Origin of the sequence: Chryseosolibacter indicum (genome assembly GCF_018598585.1) — a bacterium.
In the GTDB taxonomy this organism is placed as follows: Bacteria; Bacteroidota; Bacteroidia; order Cytophagales; family Cyclobacteriaceae; genus Chryseosolibacter; species Chryseosolibacter indicus.
In genome coordinates this window covers 26,988-50,387 of record NZ_JAHESD010000044.1, presented here as the reverse complement: position 1 = coordinate 50,387, position 23,400 = coordinate 26,988, and the positions used below count along the sequence as shown (strand labels likewise).

Sequence of the window (23,400 nt, the reverse complement as noted above, 5' to 3'; positions counted from 1 at the left end):
ATAACTGCCTCACAATATGATGCTGCCTCAACGGGTGGCTCACAATGCCAGCAGCGGTTCGGCTTTAAAATACCCAAATTGCTCGCAGACATGCTGTACGCACGGTGCTGGCATGGTGCTCGCATCGGACACTCCCAAGCTTATTATCAGCTTCTCGCCAAACAAACGGGTGCCATTCAAAGACCTTGAAAATATTTTAAGCTATTTTTTTAACCGCGTATGGATTGCGGTGCGCGCGCCTACTTTTGTACTAAAACACAATACTCATGCGAAATTTAGACGGAACTCAATCATCAAAGACGAACTACGATCAACAAAAGAAAAGACTAAACACAAATGCTTACCTAGGCATTCGGGGCTTTCTTCTGCTGAAGAGCGAAATAATAGATCGGTATACCTATCAGCGTAATGATCAATCCGGGCCAGGTGTACTGAGGCTTATAGATAATCAGTAACGTACAGAATGATAAACCCATAGTAATATATATCAGCGGAAGAAAAGGATATCCAAATGCTTTGTATGGTCTTACTGCATCAGGCCTTTGCTTGCGCAGAATGAAAATGGCAACGATGGTAAGCATGTAGAAAAGCACAACAACAAAAGATACCATGTCAAGCAGGTCGCCGTACTTGCCACTTAAACACCAAAGGGACGCCAGGATACATTGTACCCAAAGTGCCTGTTGAGGTACAGCAAATTTATTCAGGTGGCCGGCTCTCTTAAAGAATAAACCATCTTTTGCCATGGTATAATACACTCGTGCGCCAGACAATATCAATCCATTGTTACATCCAAAGGTTGAGATCATAATCATGATGGCAATGATATAGGTACCAATGTTGCCAAAGATCGCATGCGAAGCAGAAACTGCTACCCTATCCTTTTCAGCACTTGCAATCTCCTGTAACGGCAACACTGAAGTGTACATGATATTGGCAGTTACATAGACAATCGTAACGATTAATGTTCCAAGGAAAAGACTAAGTCCGATGTTTTTTTGCGGATTTTTAATTTCGCCTGCAATAAAAGTTACGTTATTCCAAGCATCACTGCTGAATATAGAACCCACCATTGCCGCAGCTATGGCACCAAATGCGGCGATGGTTGTATAATCGCCAATTGAACCTTCTCTTGATAAACTTTGCAATTTCCATGCATCGGCCCAGTTAGCATTCCAAACATCGCTTCTCATCATAACCAGTCCAAAAATTATCAATCCAAAAAGACTCAGGAGTTTTGTAGCGGTAAGCGTTGTTTGAATTAGCTTACCTCCTTCAACACCACGTGTATTAATATAGGTGAGCAGGATAATGGTAGCAATACTAAGAAGCTGAGCCGGAGAAATTGTTATGAAGCCAAGATTCAGAAGAACAATATCTTCACTAACTCCAGGAACCAGGTAAGCAGTAAATTTTGAGAATGCTACTCCTACTGCTGCAATTGTTCCGGTTTGAATTACCGCAAAAAAACTCCACCCGTATAAGAAGCCAACAAGGGGATTATAAGCTTCTTTTAAATACACATATTGTCCTCCTGCCTTGGGAAACATTCCGCTGAGTTCGCCATAACTAACCGCAGCGGTAATTGTCATAAAACCTGTAATAAGCCATACTGCAATCAACCATCCGGCGCTTCCTACATTTCTTACGATATCAGCACTTACTATAAAAATACCGGAGCCTATCATGGAGCCCGCAACAATCATAGTTGCATCCCATAAACCTAATACAGGTTTAAACTTAGTTTCACTCATTACGTAAGGGGTATTAGTTCAGGTTAATTTTTTTTTGAAGATACAATAATTGACTGTTGCTTAAGGAATAGTTTATCTGATTATTCTTCAAACAGCTCTTCAATGGGTTGACCTGTAGAGCCATTAGGGAATTTAATATTGAGCAGTACTGAGACAGTAGGTGCTATATCAGTAATAGGATGATACTTTACTGAAAAACCTTTTTTTATTCCTGCACCATAGAACATAACAGGAACATTTGTATCGTATCGATAAGGAGATCCATGCGTAGTGCCCTGAATACGGGATGAGCTGTACCAACCTGGTTCAAGTACGATGATGAGATCGCCAGACCGTTTTGGATGATACCCGCGTACTACCATGCCCTTTATGCCACCCTCATCATAAGCACTTTGCCTTATTAAACTTTCAGAATAAACATTGGCAACGCCATCCTGAGCCATCAGAAAGTTCATAACCAGTTCGGTTGCCACCATTAACTCAATTCCTGAAGATTTAGGATCGCGTTGAAAAGCTTCCTGGTTGAAAAACACTTGCTCTCCATCTATAGCTTCTATTATATCTCTTCCCGGAAAATAGCGTTGTAAGTACTCATTAAGTGTTGCTTTTACATTGGCTTGATTAAAATATCCGGCAGGCACTCTATTATCCTTCAGGTATTGGGCAACATCAGCAACTGCGTGGTCTGCAGTTAAAAATAAGATATAGTTATCCTTTCCTACTTTTTGGTCCAACGTGTTTAAAAGATCTTCAATATTTTTGTCGAGCCTTAAGTATACATCCTGTACTTCAACAGAATTAGGGCCCATAGCATGGCCAATTATATCAGTGCTTGAGTATGAGAGCGTAAGGAAGTCTGTCCATTCATCTGCTCCAAGCTCTTCTCCGGCAATCGCTGCCTTCGCCATTTCAGTGAGGTAATCATCAGCAAAGGGAGTCATTGCCAATAGATCATAATCGCCATTCTTCTTTCTTAGTTCTTTAAGGTTGTAAGGATATGTAGGTCTTTCTTTTCCGCCTATTTTATTTTCGTAAGGTGTATCATCTGGTCCGCTTTCTACATATTGGTTGATTGGTAAAAGCGTATTTAACTCTTGCGACAAATACTTATCAGGCAGATTCAACTGATTAAACTTCTCAACCCAGGCAGGCAGGCTAGTCATGTAATAAGTACTACTTATAAACTTACCGGTTTTGCTATCATACCAATAAGCTCCATTAGCCATATGCCCTGCTGGCAGCACAGCACCACGATCTTTTAAAGAGATACCGATAACCTTTGCCTTCTTCTGTGTAAACAATTTTAATTCGTCTGTGATGGTAGAACTGAGAAGTCTTGCAGGTGACACCCCACCCCGGCCTTCAGGATTGCCTACAGCTTTTTGATTTGGGTCGTTCACGCAATTCACCTCTTTCTTCTGATTCTTATCGTACCAATCGTTACTGATTATACCATGTATGGCGGGGGTAGAGCCTGTGAAAACAGAAGCATGGCCTGGACCCGTTACTGTTGGTGCGTAGTTATAATGCGCGTTTTTTAGATAGAAACCGTCGCGCATCAATCGTTTAAACCCGTTGTTGCCAAATTTATTGGAGAACCTGTAGAGATATTCCTGTCTCATCTGATCCACCACAATTCCTATAACAAGCTTTGGTTTTTTTGATTCAGGAACCTGACTTTGCACCTGCAAAGCAGTTACAGCTAAAAGGAGAAATAATATTTTATTCATTGAAATATCTAAAAAACAATATTAGTAATTAAAGATGTGGCAATCATTAACTTAATGTAAAAACTCAATTGTTACTGGCATAAAACCTTCTCATAATCATCATCATCGTACACCTTACGCATGATCATTTTTCCATCCTTATCGTAATACATGATGATATAAACCGATGCTTCTTCGACATGCTTTTCGGTAAGATAGCAGGGTTCTTCCTGAGATCCGACATTTGAAATAAAATTAAACGAAGGCCTGATAATTTCACCTCGTTTACTACTTAGTATACCGGCACCATAATCCGGATACACAATTGCTACGCGCTCATCCGGTAATTCTGAAACGAATTTTATCTCCCTGAAATTATCACCAGTTGTCTTTCTTCTATACAGGTTGTAGAATTTCCATATATCGTTTTGCCTCACAAAGGCAAGGGTATCGCCCCAATATTTGACCTCATTAAAAGTAAAAGGACTTGCTGGTTTATTCTCCCAATCAATAAAGCCATAAGAACCTTTTTGAAAGGCAGTGAGAAAATGATCGTTATAAACTACCAGATTCTTATCATACTGAGGTTTTATAAACTTTTTCGTATTGAAGTTATAAATACCAAATCTTGAACTTTTAAGAAGTGTCGCATATTCGTTATTAGAAGCACTTCCTATTGCATCAAACTCTATCGGCAATACTAATTTACCTTCACCATTAATTAGCCCCTTCTTTTCCTTCTTCCAAACTATAAAATGATCCTTAGCGGCGGCTTGAATATTGTCACATTCAATAGAGAAAAGACGGTTCCCCCGCTGATTATAAAGTGTCTTCTTTTTATCTTGAGAAATTATAAGATACGAGCTTGAATCTTTACCGGGTATAAATGAGGTGGTGATCTTTTGTGTAAATGAATGACGAACATTGGCGTTGAAAACAACCGTTATTGTATCTTTTGAGGTTTCAACAACAAAAGGACCAACAAACCACAAACTATCGCATCTCTTGTAAGACTGGTTTAGCTTATAATTTACATACTGCCAATAATCATTTTTCTTTACTGCCACCCAAGGCTCATTTACCATTACACTTGTTGCAGAATCGATTAACTCGCCCCTCTGATTATATAAAAAAGAATTATTCTTTGAGCTTGCCAAGGTGCCGAAGAAGGCTTGCTTCAAATCGTGCTCCTGCTCACAGATCACGTCATTTAATTTTGTATCAACAATACCAGTCTGACCACCTTTTCTAACCCAGAACTTATCTGCATTCCATGCTCTAACTTCGTCATAGGGACCGATGTACTGCAACTTTTGCTGGTCTGCAAGAAGCGCTAATTTATCTGCATGGGCCAACACAGTTCCTTCTATTGTTTTTAACAGAATAACGCTTTTTAGAACATCAATACCCGCGTAAGCATATGCGGTTAAACTCTTTCCAGTTAATGTACTTAAAGCCCACTGGTCATTTTTCTTTAAAGCGATAAACCGACCTAAGACAATTTTGGCGTCATCAATACAATCGTCAAAAACAAACCCAGATTTATGGATCAGTTTTGTACAATTGTTTGTAGATACCATAAGATAGCCAAGTCCTATGTCTTCGATATTGGTAATGGCATCAACTGAATCTCCGTAGATGACCGAACCGTCTCTGGCAACTAGTTTGTTCTCGATTACCAAAACGTCCTCCATAAGGTTGCCACATTTATAATCATCCTGAACCTCTGCCCAGGAGGGAGAAATGATCATTTCTCCTTTATTATTCATAAAACCAAACAGTCCCTTATCAAGAACAGGAATAAGATAACTTTCATTAAGGATATTGATCTTAGTAAGTGAGTCGTTGAGGAAAGTATTTGCCAGGCCAACGTCATCAAATTCAGATAACAGGTAAAAAAGAATATTCTTTGCTTTTAATGCAAAGGAGCTGCGGGGGTACTGCTCCAGATAAGAAAGAAATGCTGATGCTTCTCCTGACGCCGTCCATATTTCAAATATGTGCTTCTCAACCTCCTTTTTATATTGACTGGCAGGGTAGTCCTTAAGAAACTGCTGATAGCTTTTAAGGGTTCTTTCTTTCGTTCTTGATTCGAAAAGAAGCCGTTCGTACCTTTTTTTTGCATCCGCAGCTTTTGTGGCTGTAGGATATTTTTCCAGAAAGGTTAAAAAGCTTTGATAGGTATTAACGTTCAAGGCATTTCGATATGCAGCCTCATCTCTGAGAATAACCGCTTCGTCGTGCTGGCTCGCTGAGTTGTAATAAGTAAGAAAATGAAGGAAGGCCCCTTCTGTATTAATTTGTTTTGCCCTTTCAAAAGCAGCACTGTCAATCCTGCTTCTGAAATGAGTAAGGGTTATGGAATCTATTTTATCCTTTTTTAAACGGTGTTGTTCCTTCTTAGATGACCCGGTGTATTGTATTAAGGCTTTGTTAACGTAATGGTAAGCAGAATCTAAGCTATAGCTGGGATTTGCAGGTTGAATGTAGAACAGGCAATAGGCAAAACTTAAAGCCGGATTAACACTATCTTTTGCTGTCCCTTGATTAAGAAGCTCTAAAGATTTGGCCCACTCTTCTTTTTTTATGTTTTTTTGTACCGATTTTAAAATAGCTTTAGTTTGCGCCAGGCCTATGCCTGCTATCAGGAACAAAAGTAAGCTTATAGCAAGTTTTCTGATCACGTAATAATCCTGGGATTAACCAAAACCACAAACATAAAGTAACCTGCTCTTATAAGAAACTTTTTACTTCTGTAACTTTTTGAGCAGCCAATCACTTCAATTATTGCATGAAAAAATAAATTTTGTAACTTTTCACGTTGTAAAACAGACTTCATGGCCAAGCTAAAAAATATTATCAAGCAATTATCAGAGAAAGATTTTACCGCTATTTATACTTCACTTATTGAAAGTAACGCTGAAAAGTCAGCCTACTTGCTGAAATCACTTCGGGAACGCTCGCTATCCGACAGCAAGATTATGACAGAGCTGGAAGTAAACGCCAACGCTTACTATACACTTCGCTCTCGTCTTAATCTTAAGATTGAGGAGTACCTGATGGAGCAGCTGGATAGCCCACGCACGGATGTGCTTCGTAAAGTAGCTAATATTAACGAAGTGATGTTCACCAAGAAAAAAGCAATATCAATTGCAACCCTTAAAAAGCTGGAAAAAGAGCTACTTGATTATGATTTAGCGAACGAGCTGACCGTAATATACAAGTCATTGAAAAGGCTGAATATAAATTCTCAGGATCATTTTCAATACTCTCAGCTTTATAACCGGCATGTTGCGTATATGCTTGCAGTTGACAAAGCCGAGGATCTGTTGGCCGACTACTTCAAGAAATTTGGTGATTATCTTTTGAACGGCGGCGAAATTGAGCGACTTGGATTAAACCTGGTTATGAAGGAAATGCATAACGTGGGCAAATTATATGAATCGCACCGTTTGTATGTATACCAAAGCTGCATGTACATCTTCCATCGGTTGTTTGTAGAGGTGGATGACAGCATGCAACAGGAAGGCGAGTCTATTGAAGATATCTTCGTAAAGGTTCAAAAGGTATTTGAGAGCTACCATTTAGATGCCATTTATTACCATTTAAATCTTGTTTTTGAATTCCTGAAGCTGGAGTACTACAACCACTACAAAGTGTACAGACAGGCAGAAAAATACTTTGAAGAAGTAAATGACGCTTGTGCTAACCTTATGGTTAACTACTCTACATATACATTCCCTGCTCAGTTCCTAATATCGAAGATTGAACGACACTTAAGAAACGGAACAGAGAGTGAGCTTTACCAGGAAAACGAAAACATATTTGAAGACTATGAAATAGACCAGCAGGATATTCCTAAACACATCATATATGTTGTTTACCGGGCTTTGTCATGCTACTATGTTGAAAAGTTTGATGAGGCGGCAAAAATGATTAACAACCTGCTAAATGAAGTGAGTCTAAAGAAGTATCCATTTGCCCAGCTTGAAATCAAATCGTTGCTGGCGCTTCAATACGTGCTCATGCGCGATTATGAACTGTTTAACCAGCTTTCTAATAGTATCCAGCGTCAGATACGGTTGTTTGGAAAGGACAGCTGTGAAAATATCATGCTATTCCTTAAAATACTAAAAATAGCAACAAGCGAAGCTAAAAAGGAAAAAGCTAAAAAGATAAGCGCCTTAATACCTAGATTAGGTTCCACGACGGTATCTTACTTCGCTCCTACCCGACTAATTAAGCTGGACGATAAATTCGTAAGGTTATTAACGGAAGTTTAACACAAGATGTTAAACTTCCAGTTTTATAATACTTTCGTGAGAAAGCGGTTTGTTAAGGTATAACTTAACGTTCTCGTATTTCTTCGATCTATTGAAGTCCTGCGGATTTATAGATGACGTAAGCATAACTATCTTGCACTTACGTTTAGCCACATTACTCAATTTTTCAAATTCATCCAGAAATTGAAAGCCATCCATAAGAGGCATATCAATATCCAGGAAAATAACATCGGGCAGAACTTTCTCTGCGACATCAAGCTTTTCCATGTTCTTTAAAAACTCGATGGCACTTTTAGCTCCTGTGTGTGTATAAATATTATCGGTGATGGAAGCCGCTTCGATCATTTTTTGATTGATAAGATTATCAATCTCATTATCATCTATAAGCATGACCGTACGGTATTTCTTTTCTGGCATAGAGCAGATTTTGAATAGTTTATAAAAATAAGTGTTTGAAGATTATTTCCAAAAAAGACTAAATGGCAAATTTTATTCCCTGTGCCAATGGCAAGGTATCACCATAATTAATGGTGTTTGTTTGCCTTCTCATGTAATTCTTCCATGCATCTGACCCTGACTCTCTGCCCCCACCTGTTTCCTTTTCTCCCCCAAAAGCGCCACCAATCTCTGCACCAGAAGTTCCTATATTAACATTTGCAATTCCACAATCCGACCCCTCGTGTGATAAATATTTTTCCATGTCGTGAATACTGGTAGTCATAATAGCGGATGAAAGTCCCTGCTTAACACCATTTTGGTATTCTATTGCCTCCTCTAGTTTTTTATATTTTATCAGGTACAAAATAGGAGCAAAGGTTTCTTGTTGCACGATAGCGTAATGATTTTCAGCCTCAACAATGCAAGGTTTTACATAGCAACCGGACTCATACCCCTTCCCTTCAAGCACTCCGCCCTCTACCAGAATTTTGCCTCCTTCCTTTCTAACCTGTTTAAGTGCACTCGTGTAAAGTTTTACAGCATTCTCGTCAATAAGAGGCCCCACATGATTGACAGGATCCAATGGATTACCTATTTTCAGTTGGGCGTATGCGTTCACCAGACGATTTTTAACTTCGTCATAAACCCTCTCCTGAACAATTAATCTTCTTGTTGTTGTACACCGTTGGCCTGCGGTGCCTACTGCCCCGAACAACGCTCCCCGTACTGCTATATCAAGATTTGCATTTTCTGTAATGATAATGGCATTATTTCCTCCTAACTCCAGGAGTGTTCTTCCTAACCTTTCACTTGCAGTTCTGGCTACGGCTTTACCCATTCTGATTGAGCCAGTCGCAGATATAAGCGGTATATTCTCATCTTCAGCAAGCATTTGACCAACGGTGTAATCACCATTTATTAAACATGAAACCCCTTCTGGCACTGCATTCTTTTCAAATACTTCCTGTACAATGTTTTGGCATGCAATACTACATAAAGGAGTTTTTTCTGAAGGTTTCCATATACATGTATCCCCGCAAACCCATGCTATCATAGCATTCCACGACCAGACGGCAACCGGAAAATTAAATGCTGTGATTATTCCCACAGGCCCAATTGGATGCCATTGCTCATACATTCTATGGTTGGGTCTTTCGCTATGCATGGTAAGCCCGTGAAGCTGACGCGACAGACCTACAGCAAAATCGCAGATGTCGATCATCTCCTGTACTTCTCCCAAACCTTCCTGGTATGACTTCCCCATTTCATAAGAAACAAGTTTGCCTAAAGATTCTTTATAATTTCTTAGCGCTTCGCCTATTTGTCTTACAATTTCACCACGTTTCGGAGCAGGCCATCTTCTCCATTCCTTAAAAGCCTGGGAAGCTTGCTGTACTACCTCATTATATGACCTTTCATCAGCAGAAAGAACGGCCCCAATGAGCTTTCCATCAACAGGAGAGAGAGAATCAATTTGCGCACCCGTAGTCTTTAACCACTTACTTCCAGTAGATACACCATTGTTCTTCTTTTTAACTCCTAGGACTTCAAGCGCTTCTTTAATGCCAAATTGCTTCATTAGTGTTTACTATTAATGATCGGATTACTTCCAGGATCAGGGAATAATCATTTTTACATGCAAAATAGGATTTTCAGAATATGAAACCTATTGAGAAAATTTTATCCTTTTTAGAATGCGCTTACATTCTGTTATTCGCTGAATTGCTTTATCTCGTAAATCATTGTTCCCCTTTTGCATTATCTCTAAAAGTATCGAAGCTTCCCGCAGATATACAGTTGCAAAATCAGGATCTGCGGTAACAAGGTCAGAATTATCAATAATATCGGCATATTTAATTGTCTGAGCGTCTGAGCTAACAAGAGATAGTCGCTGTGCCTCGAGAGCCTTTCTTACCTTTCTATTCAAAGAAGGAAAATTATTTTTTGTATAAATGTCAGTTAATTCCTCTACTAGTTTTATGGTGCTGTTGGCTGTTTTTGTATCCATTTGCATCTTGAGGAAAGTAAATAATTCATCTCTTGTTACAGCGGTATCTTCAAGAACATCATGCAATAAAGCGGCTGCCAATACGGCAATATCATTGTTATAGTGCTCGCATAAGTTCATTACGCGAATAGGATGGACTATATAGCGATCATTTGTATACTTTCTGGTTTGAGCACCATGAGCCGCATCTGCAAATCGTTCAATCTTTTTTAATAAATCTTCTTCATTCATCAGAGCAGTTGCGAAAAACCTGTTCCTAAGGCCAAAGGACAATAATCAAATGTTATTTTAACAATTAATGAAGAGAAGCAATCAGCCATGTAAAAAAATCCCCACAACACAGATAGAAAGTAACGAGCGCCGGAGTAACATCAGAAACAATAATATTTATTGATTGCCGCCTTGCGGGCTTAAAATTTGTCAGTATGTTACATCCACTTGAAAAGAAGAAGGTATGAAAGCAAGCAAAAATAAGATTTCAAAAATTAAGAAGGGCCGATCAAAAAGTAGTACATCAGCCCCTACAGGAAAAACGAGTATTAAGAAAAACGGAAATAGTACTGCATTGGTTGAAGATCAGGGAAATAAGTTAACACTTGAAGATGCAAGTATCCTACAATGGGAGCGTGATAGAAAAAAAAGCAAAGGAGCAGACGAAGAATTATAAATCTCACATCATAGATTAATTAAAGTATTTAAAATCCGCCCATGCGGATTTTTTTTAACCTCAGCAATTTTCTTACCTCTATATTTTATTTTTAGTCAAGCGCGCTTTTTTACTTTCTTACATTAGTATTTTGCATTTAAATGCGATTATTCTTCAACCCCCTATTTAAGATTTCTCCCCAGGAATCAATCGCACAAGTTTCTGAAGGATCCTGGAGAAATGAACTAGAGGTAGCCTCCGGAAAGTATCATCATGCTGCAGCATGGTTTGCTATTTTGTTAGATCCTCTCTTCGCGGTCACGGATTACATTAATATTCACGAGAACTGGTTTCACATCTTTATTCTTAGAGTAAGCGTTTCGCTGATTACTTTGGCTAATCTTTGGGTATGCAGAAAGCTTAGCCTTCCTTCAAGTTATATCGCTGGAGTTCCCCTGCTTTTAATCTCGCTCCAGAATGCATACACTTATAATTTTCTGGACAACGATAATACTCATCTGGTTGGACATAACTTTAACTACATGGCCTTAATAATAGGTGCGGCGATGTTTGTTCTATGGCATTGGTTATACTCTGCCATTGTAATCGTTATATCAGTTTTTACAACAGCCTATTTCATATACAACAATCCCTATCTTTCTCTAAATGAATTCTTTCCCAACGGAGGTTTACTCCTTTGTGTTGTAACAATATTTATGCTTGTACTTATACAAACACGTTATAATCTTACTGTTAAAGAAATAAAAACAAGAATTGCATTACAAATAAGCAATGAAGAAGTGCAACTTCAGAATGAAGAACTTCAGGCACAGGAAGAAATAATAAGAGGCATTAATGAGAACCTCGAAAATTTAATTCATGTACGTACACTGGAATTAAAAAAGAAGAATCAAGCACTTGAGGAATATGCCTTTATAAATGCACATAAATTAAGAGCACCGGTGGCAAGCATATTGGGATTAATCAATTTAATAAAGAAAGGAAATCTTGATGAAGATACCAGAAACATGGTTAGTCATCTGCAACTTAGTGCAGACAAGCTGGACGCCGTTGTTAACTCAATTACGAAGGCAATAGAAAAGGGTGACGACTACAAAGACACATCAGACCAAAATCAATCGCTTCTTTAGTATTTCAGAAACCTCTGGGGGCCCCGTAAAATACCTACCTATAAAATCATCCATCTCTCCTAAGCTTTTCGCTGATAACAATGAAGAAATTTCACCCATTGCTTCCATTGACAAAGCAAAAGGCATTGCGGTAAACACCATGTACTTTCCATCGCATTGAGCCACCAACTGATACTCAGGGCTTTTTGAAATAGGAGTCTTCTTTATTAAACAATGGCTAACCCATCTGTTAGTTCTTAGAGATTTATGCTTTAGCAATTCTTCACTTCGATATTCGAGGTTGGTATTTTCTGCAAAATAATTTTGAATTCGTTCCCTTGACTCATTACTTAACGCGTTGTTCATTACAACAACACATTCCATACACATCGCATATTCAAAGATTACCTCCTTTACTTTAACTTCATGATGTTGCTTTACGGCCTTCTCAATCACGTAAGGAGTACCCTCATTTAATAGGTACTTTTCGCATACAAGGCAATTTGAAAACAGTTTACCAGTTTCAGAATTCCGAAAAGTTTTTGGTATCCTAATAAAGTTATTTGTTGTTTCGAATTCTGGTACTTCCATAATCAACCAATGAGTCTAACAATATTCCGCAATTCAATTACATCTTCTCAGGAACGTGAATTCCAAGAAGACCCATGCTCCTGTTAATAACATCAGCTACTGATTTAGACAATGCTATTCTTAACCTAAGCTTGTTTTGATCAGCTTCATTAAATATAGGGATGGTTTGGTAAAACTGGTTGTATTCTTTTGCAAGTTCATACGCAAAATTTGCTATTACTGCTGGCGAATAATCTCTAGCTGCCTCCCTAAGTTTATTTTCAAACATACTTAAGGATTTTATCACCTCCCGCTCCGCCGGCTCCAGTGACGCTATCTCGTTAAAATTGGATTTACTCTGAAAAACTCCGATACTCTCTGCCTTTCTTATAATAGCCCTTATACGTGCGTGTGTATATTGAATAAATGGTCCGGTAAAACCTTGTAGTTGAATTGATTCATTTGGATCAAATAACATTCTCTTCTTAGGGTCTACTTTAAGCAAAAAGAATTTTAGTGCTCCCAGACCAATCATTTTAAAAAGATCTCTTGCTTCTTCTCCATTCATATCTTCAATCTTTCCCAGCGCTCTTGTCTGTTTTTCTGCTTCTTCGATCATTTCTGCGATCAGGTCATCAGCATCAACCACAGTACCCTCACGCGATTTCATTTTACCTGTAGGGAGATCGACCATACCATACGACAAATGATAACAGCGCCTCGCCCACTCGTATCCGAGTTTATTTAAAATAAGAAACAGAACCTTGAAGTGATATTCCTGTTCATTACCAACTGTATATATTTGACCAACGATCTTAGGAAAATCGCTGAAGCGCAGAATAGCAGTTCCTATGTCCTGCGTCATGTAAACTGATGTTCCATCCGACCTCAGCAAAACTTTTTGATCAAGTCCATCAACTGTTAAATCAACCCAAACAGACCCATCATCCTTTTTAAAGAATACGCCTTTTTCAAGACCTTTTAGAACCTCTGCTTTTCCTAACAAGTAAGTATCTGATTCGTAGTAAAGCTTGTCAAATTCGACACCCATTAACTTATAGGTCTCATCAAATCCCTTGTATACCCAGCCATTCATCATCTTCCATAGTTCAACTATATCAGAATCCTTCTGTTCCCACTTACGAAGCATATCTGCCGCGAGCTTCATCATGGGAGCCTCCTTCTCAGCCTGGTCTTGTGTCATTCCCTTTTCTACAAGTGCCTTTACCTGGGCTTTATATGCCTTATCAAATTCCACATAATATTTTCCAACAAGGTGATCGCCTTTTATTCCACTGCTCTCAGGTGTTTCGCCTTCACCATACAGGGTCCATGCAGCCATCGACTTACAAATGTGTATACCCCTATCGTTAATTATCTGCACTTTGTGCACCTTGTAACCATTGGCCTTATAGATCTCTGCAACACTATATCCCAGGAAGTTATTTCTAAGGTGACCAAGATGAAGTGGCTTATTTGTATTGGGAGAAGAATATTCAATCATTATCTCCTCACCTCTTTCTGGCAATTGGCCGTAAGAAGAGTTTTCTACAATGGATTGAAGCGTTTCAATCCACACTTTATCATTCAGCACAAGATTCAGAAAACCTTTAACAACATTGAACCGCTCAACTATTCCCGCATGCTGCACTAGGTATTCTCCCATGATTTTTCCTGTTTCTTCAGGACTCTTTCTGCTAAGCTTTGTTAGAGGAAAACAAACAAGAGTATGAGATCCTTCAAATTCCTGATTGGTAGGTTGTAATTGAAAGTTATCAACCTGTTGATTAAATAAATCCTGTATTGCCTTTTGAATGGAAGAACGAAGAACTGAATCAATATTCATGGATACTGTAATTTCTGGTGTGCAAATGTGCAGATTATTAGACTTTTAAAAAAATAAGATAAACTGGAATACATGGTTATAAAAAAACAAAACCCATAGTTTCCTATGGGCCTGTTGTATCATTTTCAGAGTTTTTCAATTACCACTCTAACACGTATGCAAAGATCAATGGAGCAACAATTGTTGCATCACTTTCTACGATAAATTTAGGTGTATCTATACTCAGTTTTCCCCAAGTGATTTTTTCATTTGGTACGGCTCCTGAATAAGACCCATAACTCGTTGTAGAATCACTGATCTGGCAGAAATAACTCCAGAAAGGAACGTTGTCACGCTCAAGGTCCTGGTGAAGCATAGGCACTACGCAAATCGGGAAATCTCCAGCTATACCTCCTCCAATCTGGAAGAAGCCAATGCCCTCGGTTCCTGAATTCTGTGTATACCAGTCTGCAAGCCATATCATGTATTCTATACCAGACTTCATTGTTGATGCCTTTAACTCACCTGTAACACAGTATGAAGCAAAGATATTACCCATGGTAGAATCTTCCCATCCTGGAACAACCATTGGTAAGCCCTTCTCGGCAGCAGCGATCATCCACGAGTTCTTAGGATCGATTTCATAGTATTGTTTCAGGTCACCGCTATTTAATAAGCGGAACATGAATTCATGAGGAAATAAGCGCTCACCCTTGTCTTCTGCATCTTTCCATACTTTATAAAGATGTTTCTGCAATCTTCTAAAAGCTTCCTCTTCAGGAATACAAGTATCTGTTACGCGGTTAAGATGATTCTCTAAAAGATCCCACTCCTGCTGAGGTGTTAAGTCCCTGTAATTAGGGATACGCTTGTAGTGAGAATGTGCTACAAGGTTCATGATATCTTCTTCAAGATTTGCACCTGTACATGAAATGATATGCACTTTGTCCTGACGGATCATCTCTGCAAAGCTGATTCCAAGCTCACCGGTACTCATTGCGCCGGCAAGTGTTACCATCATTTTTTTTCCTTCCGCTAAATGCTTTTTATAACCTTTAGCTGCATCTACCAATGCCGCTGCATTAAAGTGTAGGTAGTGTTTTTCAATGAAAGAAGAGATTGGTCTGTTCTGGCTCATGTTTTGTAAATCAAATTCGGGCGAAAATACACAAAAATTGCTGATTGAAAGGTCAAGGCTAATTCTAAGTTGGCTTTTCGCTCCTGTTATCGTATTTTAGGTTTTGTTTAATTGATGATTTTTTCTCACAAGACACATTTTATATTCTTTTCGTTCATTCTGCTGGGCGCATTCCATGCCTGTTCCCAGGAAAAACAAGATGAAGGTTTTCAATTAGTAAAGGAGGATGGAAACATCTCTGTTTACGAACGATGGATTACATTCCCTAAATCAAATCCTCCGGTTCGCGCGCGCGAAGTAAAAGGAGAATTTACGGTTAGAGCAACAATAAAAGAAGCACTGGCCCTGGTACAGAATGAATCCAAAATATATGAATGGCAAAAACACGTATCAAAATTCAAAGTTTATCTTCAAAAAGATACTTCTGTATGGTATGAATACTCTTATCATGATTTACCATGGCCGGTAAGTGATCAGGACCATTATCTGGAATACAGAATTCAGGAAGGTTCAACTTCCAACCGGCTCTTTGTAGTCTTTGAAACAGCAACTAATGATACACATGCTCCGGTAGATGATGATGCAACCAGAATGGTTTTGGCAGGAAGCTGGCTTTTTGAAGAAGTTGAAGACAATAAGATTAAAATTGCTTATAGAATATTGTCAATGCCTGGGAATATACCCCGGATCTTTACAGACCCGGTTATCCGAAGCAATCTTCTCAGTACAATTAAAAGCTATATTAAAATTTTGGAGGAGCCTCAAAAGAAAGCTTCTCTAAAATAATTTTCTTACTCCGCCAATACAGGGCGACTAACTAATGATTTAGCAGTTGCTTCTACAATTTCAAAAGCACTTTCGGCCATCCTGTTCTCCGTATCAAGGGTAGGGTTTACCTCCACTATTTCCCAGACACATACCTTAGGACTTTTTGCCAATTCTGCGTTCAATGTTTTTGCCTCATCAACAGTTAACCCATTTGGCACTGGAGTTCCTGTACCTGTAGATATTCTTGAATCCATGCTGTCAACATCAAAAGAAACATAGATCATATCACAATGATCTACCATCTCAAGTGCCTTTTCAGCAATCTTTGCGGCACCTAGTTTTTTCACATCCTCAATTTCCAGGAAATTGATATTGTACTTATTAATCAGGTAATTCTCCGGTTTCTCTAAATCACGAACACCAATAAATACGATATCTTCAGGATAAATCTTTGCACCTGGTATCCCTACGTTCTTTATTTGCTCCCAATAATCAAGCGTTTCTCCTCTGGGGTCATTCACTTTACATTCCAAGTTATCTATTCCGCATGCCATAGCGAGCGCCATGCCATGCATATTACCAGAAGGCGTTGTAAAAGGAGTATGAAAATCAGCATGCGCATCTATCCAAATAACACCTAGTCTTATTTTTGGATATGCCTTTTTAATACCAGCAATAGTACCATAGGCAGTGCTATGGTCACCTGCCATGATGAAAGGTACAAAATCATCAAAAAGGGTCTCGTAGACTTCAAGGCAAACACGTTCTTCCATTATCAAAACGCCATCAATAAATTTGGCGTAAGCATGCTTTGCACCATCAAAAAGAAGTTCGTTTACGTTCTCAACTTCAATAGAGTCATACTGTTTGAAAAAGTCAGAGTTCAGATCGAGACTTGCAATTTTCATTGCCTCTACACCAAGACTGGCCCCCCGCGTTCCTGCACCTATCTCAGACTTCACCTCTATTATCTTTATTTCTTTCATAATACTTTTATTTTGCTTACCTGTTACTAGAAACCACGACTAAATCGTTTGTGGGTTACCAAAACACGGTTTTATTGAATATTTTTTTGATTTGTTAACCGTATAGAAATTCCTTCCCCTGCTACCCCTTTAGAAGTCGGGCACTGAATATGTCCAATTGGGTAATGGGACAAAAGTCATACAGAAGAAACGGTTACTCATGCATTCTGTTGTGTATTGCAAAGATGGCAAATTTATACCAATATTGCACTCCTTTCGGTAGCGTCATTAGGTAAGTTAATTGATTTTAATGGCATTAAAATTTACAGTTAACCCAAACTAAAATACGGCCCGGTGAGTTTAACAGGTTAGTTTTGAATTAATAATTTTAAACAAACACACAATTATCGCCCGCCTGCCGGCTAAGGCAGGTTTTTCAAGATAAATGAAGAGTTACCGTGAGCTGATTGAGCAAACCTTCGAATTTCCGCAAAAAGAATTTAAAGTCAGGGATCATGAGTTGCTGTTTAACGACGTCCCTGTTATGGATATCATAAAGGAGTATGGCACTCCTTTAAAACTAACCTACTTACCGAGAATTAGTGAAAACATCCGGTATGTACAGGCAACTTTTAACAATGCCATGGAACGATTTAAGTACAACGGCAAATACACGTATTGCTACTGTACTAAGTCTTCTCATTTCTCTTTTGTTTTAGAAGAAGTCCTTAAGAATAAAGATGTTCATATTGAAACCTCGTCTTCCTTTGATATTCCTATCGTGAGATCCCTCTATGAAAGAGGAAAAGTAACAAAGGATACGTACATCATATGCAACGGCTTTAAAATGCCGCTCTATACGCAGTACATTACAGAACTGCTAAATGACGGTTTTAAAAACTGTGTCCCTATTCTCGACAAGATGGGAGAAATTGAACATTACGAAAAGAATGTTCAAAATCCTTATCAGGTAGGAATTCGTGTAGCCGCTGATGAAGAACCCAAGTTTGAATTCTATACTTCGCGTTTAGGCATCCGCTATAGCGACATTACAAATTTTTATAAAGAGAAAATTGAAAAGAGCGACAAAGCCTCTTTAAAGATGCTTCACTTTTTCATTAATACCGGTATTAAAGATACTGCTTATTACTGGAGTGAATTAAGCCGCTTTATTTTCAAGTACTGCGAATTGAAAAAGATTTGCCCTACGCTTGATTCTATTGATATCGGTGGTGGGTTCCCTATTAAGACCTCGCTCACCTTTCATTACGATTACAAGTACATGATTGAGCAGATTGTCGAAAACATTAAGTGGATTTGCGATAAGAACAACGTGCCTGTACCAAATATCTTCACTGAATTCGGAAGTTACACCGTAGGGGAAAGTGGTGCAGTACTGTATCAGGTTATCGACCAGAAGCTTCAGAACGATAAAGAATTGTGGTATATGATTGATGGATCATTCATCACTCATTTGCCTGATGCATGGGGATTAAATCAAAAGTATGTACTTCTCGCATGCAATAAGTGGGACGATCCATATCATAAAATAAACATGGGTGGCCTTACCTGTGATAGTATGGACTATTACAACTCCGAGGCCCATACTGGGGAAGTATTCCTTCCCATGATTAATGATGAAGAGCCACTGTATATTGGTTTCTTTCATACAGGCGCTTATCAGGAATCTTTAGGAGGCTACGGAGGCATTCAACATTGCCTTATTCCTGCTCCTAAACATGTTCTCATTGATAGAAATGAAGACGGTGAAATAACAACGCAGTTATTTGCAGGAGAACAGACGAGCGAAAGTATGTTAAAAGTGTTGGGCTATGAGCCTGCTACCAAGAAAAAACCAGTAGCATCTAATCCTGTTGAATAAAACAGGATTAGCTTTTTTCCTTTCTTTTTATTTGCCATCATTCCATTGCAATCCAGTTGGAACGATCTGTTGTTCCTTTAGCTCTTCTTCATTTATTTTTCTGAACCCTTCACAACATCCTTTACAAGTTTTGTAACGATGTTCCACCGCTAAAAATATAATTGAGCAGAAATACCATTAGTTAGAATAGAAAACGATTGTACAGAATCTTTATTTTTTTAGATTTGTTATAAACCACTAATGTATTAAGTCCGTGAGTAACGCCATTGTTATCATTCCTACGTATAAGGAACGGGAGAATATTCGTCCTATTATAGAGTCGGTGTTCGCGTTGCCAAAAGAGTTTCACATCCTCATCGTTGATGATAATTCTCCTGATGGTACTGCCGAAATTGTTGAACAGCTACAGCAATACTATAATACACCAGAGGTTACTAAACTACACTTGTTAAAAAGGCCAGGTAAACTAGGGCTGGGCACTGCATACATCACAGGCTTTCGCTTCGCTATTGAACATGGTTATGACTATGTTCTGGAAATGGATGCAGACTTTTCTCATGACCCTAAAGACCTTGTCAATCTTTATATTAAATGTGCTGATCAGGGCGCAGACCTCTCTATTGGTTCAAGATATGCAACTGGTGTTAACGTTGTGAACTGGCCTATTGGCAGAGTACTGCTTTCTTACTTCGCGAGTAGTTATGTCAGGATCATTACCAGTATGCCTATTCACGATACTACTGCGGGCTTTGTATGCTATAGACGTAAGGTACTTGAAACCATTCCTTTAGACCATGTTAAATTCGTCGGCTACGCTTTCCAGATCGAAATGAAATTCCTCGCATGGAAGTACGGCTTTGAACTGAAAGAAGTGCCGATCATATTTACAGATCGCACCAAAGGAGAATCGAAGATGTCTGCGGGTATTTTTAAGGAAGCATTCTTTGGCGTCTTACAAATGACTATTCAAAGTTGGTTTAAAAAATATATTGCTACCTCTTAACTTTTACTAATCAAATCGAATTGCTTTAATTGGATTTATCCGTGAGATAACCATGGTAGGCAAAAGCAATACAAGGCTTACAATAAGAAGCATCAAAACATTTAACAGCAGAACAATTTCCCAGTGCCAGCTTATTGGCACAAAGCTCATATAGTAATCTTTTGGATTAAGCTTGAATATTTTAAACTGGTATTGTAAAAAACACAATCCTAATCCTATAGCATTGCCCAGCAGAAGTCCCTTAATTACCAGATTTATCCCGTTGTATACAAATACAGATCGTATAAAACGATCTCTTGCTCCTAACGCCTTCAACAGACCAATCATCTGCGTTCGCTCCATCACCAATATCAGGATAATAGAGATCATATTAACACAAACTACAGTAAGGATAATACCAAGTAAAATATTTACCTGTCTACTCAGCAGATGAAGCCACTCAAATACCTGGAGATACCTGTCACTTACGCGTTCAATATTCAAATCAAAGTCCATCATCTCTCCTATTGCTACCCCCGCGTCATCTACCTTTTCAGGATCTTTAACAAATACCTCCAAACCACCTGCGAGGCTATCGGACCAGTCATTTAAGCGCTGTAACATTCTTAAGTCCGCAAGGATCACCTTACTGTCGTAGTATTCTGATAGGTTGGTTTCATAGACACCTACAACTTTCAATTTTCTGAAACGCGGTGGATTCTGAAAGAAATGTATGAGTATGTTATCTCCTACCTTTACTTCGCATTTATCTGCGATGGTTCTGCTAAGCACCACCTGACTTGCATAACCCGAATCAGGAAAAGTAATAAACTCACCCTCTACCATATTCTCCTTAAAGGCATTGTAGTCAAAGCTCTTGCCTACACCTTTAATCACAACACCTACTACATCATTTTCTGTTTTTATCAACCCTGTTTTGTGTGCATACTCCTGTATATGGTCTATAAAAGGATACTGAACCTGATTTTTGTAAAGGTCTATCTGATAGTTCATGGGCTGCTCTTCCTGGGAGTTGCTCATCGTAAATTTTGTGATCACCAGGTGACCACTAAAACCATATATCTTATTTTTTACAGTCTCCTGAAAACCTTTCATGATAAGGAATGCAACTATGGAAGCGGCAAGGCCGATAGCAATACTAATAATAGCGATGGTGTGAATGGTGGATGAGAATCCCTCCTTTTGTCCGCTTGCTAACTTTTTTGATATGAAGTACGAAAGGTTCAATTTATTATTATCTTTTGCCCTTAATGGCAATTGCAAAATATAAATAAACATCCATATTCAACGCATTCCCTATGATGGCCAAGTATAAAATAATAATTGTAGCACTGGTTATTCTCCCCTTGCTCTCTTTATGCAGTAAGAAGGCTACTTCATCAGTACCCGAGCCAGCAACTGAAACTCCAAATGCTGAAAAATTTATTCAACCTAAACTGGTATTAGGAGCAGAACAAATAGATCTACTGATTACCAAAGTTGCCTCTAAGTCTGTTGCCCTGGTTGTAAACAACACTTCGCTCATCGGGAAAACCCATCTTGCCGATACCTTAAAATCACGAGGAGTTAACATTAGAAAAATATTTGCACCAGAGCATGGATTCAGGGGCACAGCAGATGCTGGGGAACATGTAAAAGATGGTGTCGATATTAAAACAGGTCTCTCACTTGTATCACTTTATGGCAGTAACAGGAAACCTACTCCCGAGCAGCTCGCTGATGTTGATGTCATAATCTTTGATATACAGGACGTAGGGGTGAGGTTCTATACATACATTAGCACGTTGCATCTTGTTATGGAAGCTTGTTCTGCGCTAAACAAAAAAGTGATTGTGCTCGATCGACCTAACCCGAATGGAAGCTATGTAGACGGCCCCGTTCTCGAGCCTTCATTTAAATCGTTTCTTGGCATGCACACCATACCATTGGTTCACGGTCTTACTATTGGTGAACTGGCGCAGATGATCAATGGCGAGGGCTGGTTGCCGGAAGGCAGGAAGTGTGAACTGGAAGTTATTACTATGAAAAACTGGAAGCATACTGACTTCTACTCGTTGCCGGAAAAGCCCTCTCCTAACCTGCCTAATGATCAGGCAATAAGGCTGTACCCTTCGCTGGGATTATTTGAAGGCACTAACCTTAGCGTTGGGCGTGGCACACAAATGCCTTTTCAGGTTGTGGGGCACCCTGATTTAAAGGGAATAATGCCATTTGAGTTTACACCGGTAAGTATTGTAGGAATGGCGAAAAATCCTCCCTATGAAAACAAAGCTTGTTATGGACTTGATCTCCGAACCATTCAAATGCCTCCATCCCTTACGCTTAAATACCTGCTTGAGATGTATAATGCTTTCCCTGATAAAAATAAATTCTTTAACGACAGGAATTTTGATACGCATCTGGGAACATCAAAGCTCAGAGAACAAATTAAGGCTGGGCTAACAGAAGAAGCCATAAGACAAACCTGGCAAAAAGACCTGGACACTTATAAACAAATGAGAGCAAAATATTTGTTGTATCCTTGATACTCGATTCTGGATGCTAGGTGCTGGTACTGGTCTCTAGCTTTCAGAATCCGCTAAACGAGAATCCAGATCAAGCATCCAGAATGTAGCGCATGACCAAAGCAGAAAAAGTAAAAGATATTCTTAAGATACTAGAAAAGCACTTTCCTGATCCTGACATTCCGCTGGATCATAAAGATGCTTACACTTTATTAATTGCTGTTTTATTATCAGCGCAGTGCACGGATGAAAGAGTAAACAAAACAACACCTACACTCTTTCGCATGGCTGATAATCCATTTGATATGGCAAAAATTCCTGTTGACGAAATCAGGGAGATCATAAAACCATGTGGTCTGTCTCCCGCAAAGTCGAAGGCCATAAGTCAACTCTCACAGATATTAATAGAAAAACATAACGGAGAAGTACCAAGCACGTTTGAAGAACTGGAAGAGTTACCTGGGGTTGGCCATAAAACAGCTTCTGTAGTAATGACTCAAATTTTTGGTATGCCCGCTTTTCCTGTTGATACTCACATCCATCGCTTAGCTTATCGATGGGGATTATCCAGTGGCAAAAGTGTTGAGCAAACTGAAAAAGACCTTAAACGTCTGATACCTCAGGAGAAGTGGGATAAAGCTCATCTTCAAATCATTTACTTTGGAAGAAAGTATTGCCCGGCCAGAGGTCACATCTGGACGACATGCCCCATCTGCTCGAAATACATGAGAAAAGAACTCAGGGACTAAACAAACTCATCCTTTTATTTTAATATGT

The 23,400-nt window shown here is 39.0% G+C and carries 20 protein-coding genes; 9 read left to right on the top strand and 11 right to left on the bottom strand.

What is annotated here, in order from left to right; genetic code table 11:
* The coding region (locus KK060_RS17090) for a hypothetical protein (protein ID WP_254154986.1) at positions 1 to 189 on the top strand (189 nt) is incomplete at its 5' end.
* A gap of 155 nt (positions 190 to 344) precedes the next feature.
* On the opposite strand, the gene KK060_RS17085 is transcribed toward KK060_RS17090, so the two are convergent.
* The 3 genes from KK060_RS17085 to KK060_RS25235 all read right to left on the bottom strand — a co-directional run bounded on the left by KK060_RS17085 (position 345) and on the right by KK060_RS25235 (position 6,147).
* Positions 345 to 1,754 carry an APC family permease gene (locus KK060_RS17085; protein WP_254154985.1) on the bottom strand — a complete coding sequence of 470 codons (1,410 nt, stop codon included), beginning with the start codon at positions 1,752 to 1,754 and terminating at the stop codon, positions 345 to 347.
* A gap of 80 nt (positions 1,755 to 1,834) precedes the next feature.
* Positions 1,835 to 3,484: an alkaline phosphatase PafA gene (gene pafA, locus KK060_RS17080; RefSeq protein WP_254154984.1), complete on the bottom strand. Its 1,650-nt coding sequence runs from the start codon at positions 3,482 to 3,484 to the stop codon at positions 1,835 to 1,837.
* 71 nt (positions 3,485 to 3,555) lie between these two features.
* Positions 3,556 to 6,147 carry a tetratricopeptide repeat protein gene (locus KK060_RS25235; RefSeq protein WP_254154983.1) on the bottom strand — a complete coding sequence of 864 codons (2,592 nt, stop codon included), beginning with the start codon at positions 6,145 to 6,147 and terminating at the stop codon, positions 3,556 to 3,558.
* Positions 6,148 to 6,300: 153 nt separating this feature from the next.
* Between KK060_RS25235 and KK060_RS17070 the strand changes: the two genes are divergently transcribed.
* Positions 6,301 to 7,746, top strand: coding sequence for a hypothetical protein (locus KK060_RS17070; protein ID WP_254154982.1), 1,446 nt, complete (start codon positions 6,301 to 6,303; stop codon positions 7,744 to 7,746).
* Between the two features lie 9 nt (positions 7,747 to 7,755).
* Here the strand turns inward: KK060_RS17070 and KK060_RS17065 are convergent, their stop codons facing one another.
* The 3 genes from KK060_RS17065 to KK060_RS17055 all read right to left on the bottom strand — a co-directional run bounded on the left by KK060_RS17065 (position 7,756) and on the right by KK060_RS17055 (position 10,423).
* Positions 7,756 to 8,163: a response regulator gene (locus KK060_RS17065; RefSeq protein WP_254154981.1), complete on the bottom strand. Its 408-nt coding sequence runs from the start codon at positions 8,161 to 8,163 to the stop codon at positions 7,756 to 7,758.
* A 58-nt stretch (positions 8,164 to 8,221) separates the two neighbouring features.
* Complete coding sequence (gene amaB, locus KK060_RS17060) at positions 8,222 to 9,763, bottom strand: L-piperidine-6-carboxylate dehydrogenase (RefSeq protein ID WP_254154980.1); 1,542 nt, start codon at positions 9,761 to 9,763, stop codon at positions 8,222 to 8,224.
* Positions 9,764 to 9,850: 87 nt separating this feature from the next.
* Positions 9,851 to 10,423 (bottom strand): HD domain-containing protein, encoded by a 573-nt coding sequence (locus tag KK060_RS17055; RefSeq protein WP_254154979.1) that lies wholly within the window; start codon positions 10,421 to 10,423, stop codon positions 9,851 to 9,853.
* A 223-nt stretch (positions 10,424 to 10,646) separates the two neighbouring features.
* Here KK060_RS17055 and KK060_RS17050 point away from each other — a divergent pair, with 223 nt between their 5' ends.
* Both KK060_RS17050 and KK060_RS17045 read left to right on the top strand, forming a co-directional pair.
* Positions 10,647 to 10,859 carry a hypothetical protein gene (locus KK060_RS17050; protein WP_254154978.1) on the top strand — a complete coding sequence of 71 codons (213 nt, stop codon included), beginning with the start codon at positions 10,647 to 10,649 and terminating at the stop codon, positions 10,857 to 10,859.
* A gap of 140 nt (positions 10,860 to 10,999) precedes the next feature.
* On the top strand, positions 11,000 to 11,989 hold the full coding sequence (locus KK060_RS17045) for an ATP-binding protein (RefSeq protein ID WP_254154977.1): 990 nt from the start codon (positions 11,000 to 11,002) through the stop codon (positions 11,987 to 11,989).
* Here the strand turns inward: KK060_RS17045 and KK060_RS17040 are convergent.
* The 3 genes from KK060_RS17040 to KK060_RS17030 form a co-directional block, all read right to left on the bottom strand.
* On the bottom strand, positions 11,963 to 12,559 hold the full coding sequence (locus tag KK060_RS17040) for a hypothetical protein (protein WP_254154976.1): 597 nt from the start codon (positions 12,557 to 12,559) through the stop codon (positions 11,963 to 11,965). The genes KK060_RS17045 and KK060_RS17040 overlap by 27 nt on opposite strands.
* Before the next feature lie 37 nt (positions 12,560 to 12,596).
* Positions 12,597 to 14,384, bottom strand: a complete 1,788-nt coding sequence (gene argS, locus KK060_RS17035; RefSeq protein WP_254154975.1) for an arginine--tRNA ligase — start codon at positions 14,382 to 14,384, stop codon at positions 12,597 to 12,599.
* Positions 14,385 to 14,523: 139 nt separating this feature from the next.
* The gene (locus KK060_RS17030; protein WP_254154974.1) at positions 14,524 to 15,501 is read right to left on the bottom strand and encodes a deoxyhypusine synthase family protein; all 978 of its coding nucleotides are present in this window, start codon (positions 15,499 to 15,501) and stop codon (positions 14,524 to 14,526) included.
* A 114-nt stretch (positions 15,502 to 15,615) separates the two neighbouring features.
* Between KK060_RS17030 and KK060_RS17025 the strand changes: the two genes are divergently transcribed.
* Positions 15,616 to 16,287: an SRPBCC family protein gene (locus KK060_RS17025; protein WP_254154973.1), complete on the top strand. Its 672-nt coding sequence runs from the start codon at positions 15,616 to 15,618 to the stop codon at positions 16,285 to 16,287.
* 5 nt (positions 16,288 to 16,292) lie between these two features.
* On the opposite strand, the gene KK060_RS17020 is transcribed toward KK060_RS17025, so the two are convergent.
* On the bottom strand, positions 16,293 to 17,255 hold the full coding sequence (locus KK060_RS17020) for an arginase (protein WP_254154972.1): 963 nt from the start codon (positions 17,253 to 17,255) through the stop codon (positions 16,293 to 16,295).
* 424 nt (positions 17,256 to 17,679) lie between these two features.
* Between KK060_RS17020 and KK060_RS17015 the strand changes: the two genes are divergently transcribed.
* The gene (locus KK060_RS17015) at positions 17,680 to 19,116 is read left to right on the top strand and encodes a type III PLP-dependent enzyme domain-containing protein (RefSeq protein ID WP_254154971.1); all 1,437 of its coding nucleotides are present in this window, start codon (positions 17,680 to 17,682) and stop codon (positions 19,114 to 19,116) included.
* A 253-nt stretch (positions 19,117 to 19,369) separates the two neighbouring features.
* Positions 19,370 to 20,119 carry a polyprenol monophosphomannose synthase gene (locus KK060_RS17010; RefSeq protein ID WP_254154970.1) on the top strand — a complete coding sequence of 250 codons (750 nt, stop codon included), beginning with the start codon at positions 19,370 to 19,372 and terminating at the stop codon, positions 20,117 to 20,119.
* Positions 20,120 to 20,125: 6 nt separating this feature from the next.
* Here the strand turns inward: KK060_RS17010 and KK060_RS17005 are convergent, their stop codons facing one another.
* Positions 20,126 to 21,397 carry an ABC transporter permease gene (locus tag KK060_RS17005; protein ID WP_254154969.1) on the bottom strand — a complete coding sequence of 424 codons (1,272 nt, stop codon included), beginning with the start codon at positions 21,395 to 21,397 and terminating at the stop codon, positions 20,126 to 20,128.
* A 20-nt stretch (positions 21,398 to 21,417) separates the two neighbouring features.
* On the opposite strand from KK060_RS17005, the gene KK060_RS17000 reads away from it, so the two are divergent.
* Complete coding sequence (locus KK060_RS17000; RefSeq protein ID WP_254154968.1) at positions 21,418 to 22,644, top strand: exo-beta-N-acetylmuramidase NamZ family protein; 1,227 nt, start codon at positions 21,418 to 21,420, stop codon at positions 22,642 to 22,644.
* A 92-nt stretch (positions 22,645 to 22,736) separates the two neighbouring features.
* The gene (gene nth / locus KK060_RS16995; protein ID WP_254154967.1) at positions 22,737 to 23,372 is read left to right on the top strand and encodes an endonuclease III; all 636 of its coding nucleotides are present in this window, start codon (positions 22,737 to 22,739) and stop codon (positions 23,370 to 23,372) included.
* The last annotated feature ends 28 nt before the right edge of the window (positions 23,373 to 23,400 follow it).

Coding starts and splice junctions, on each gene's coding strand:
- KK060_RS17085 (WP_254154985.1), bottom strand. CDS start 1,754: ATGAGTGAAACTAAGTTTAAACCTGTATTAGGTTTATGGGATGCAACT.
- pafA (WP_254154984.1), bottom strand. CDS start 3,484: ATGAATAAAATATTATTTCTCCTTTTAGCTGTAACTGCTTTGCAGGTG.
- KK060_RS17070 (WP_254154982.1), top strand. CDS start 6,301: ATGGCCAAGCTAAAAAATATTATCAAGCAATTATCAGAGAAAGATTTT.
- KK060_RS17065 (WP_254154981.1), bottom strand. CDS start 8,163: ATGCCAGAAAAGAAATACCGTACGGTCATGCTTATAGATGATAATGAG.
- amaB (WP_254154980.1), bottom strand. CDS start 9,763: ATGAAGCAATTTGGCATTAAAGAAGCGCTTGAAGTCCTAGGAGTTAAA.
- KK060_RS17055 (WP_254154979.1), bottom strand. CDS start 10,423: ATGAATGAAGAAGATTTATTAAAAAAGATTGAACGATTTGCAGATGCG.
- KK060_RS17050 (WP_254154978.1), top strand. CDS start 10,647: ATGAAAGCAAGCAAAAATAAGATTTCAAAAATTAAGAAGGGCCGATCA.
- KK060_RS17045 (WP_254154977.1), top strand. CDS start 11,000: ATGCGATTATTCTTCAACCCCCTATTTAAGATTTCTCCCCAGGAATCA.
- KK060_RS17040 (WP_254154976.1), bottom strand. CDS start 12,559: ATGGAAGTACCAGAATTCGAAACAACAAATAACTTTATTAGGATACCA.
- argS (WP_254154975.1), bottom strand. CDS start 14,384: ATGAATATTGATTCAGTTCTTCGTTCTTCCATTCAAAAGGCAATACAG.
- KK060_RS17030 (WP_254154974.1), bottom strand. CDS start 15,501: ATGAGCCAGAACAGACCAATCTCTTCTTTCATTGAAAAACACTACCTA.
- KK060_RS17025 (WP_254154973.1), top strand. CDS start 15,616: ATGATTTTTTCTCACAAGACACATTTTATATTCTTTTCGTTCATTCTG.
- KK060_RS17020 (WP_254154972.1), bottom strand. CDS start 17,255: ATGAAAGAAATAAAGATAATAGAGGTGAAGTCTGAGATAGGTGCAGGA.
- KK060_RS17015 (WP_254154971.1), top strand. CDS start 17,680: ATGAAGAGTTACCGTGAGCTGATTGAGCAAACCTTCGAATTTCCGCAA.
- KK060_RS17005 (WP_254154969.1), bottom strand. CDS start 21,397: ATGTTTATTTATATTTTGCAATTGCCATTAAGGGCAAAAGATAATAAT.
- KK060_RS17000 (WP_254154968.1), top strand. CDS start 21,418: ATGATGGCCAAGTATAAAATAATAATTGTAGCACTGGTTATTCTCCCC.
- nth (WP_254154967.1), top strand. CDS start 22,737: ATGACCAAAGCAGAAAAAGTAAAAGATATTCTTAAGATACTAGAAAAG.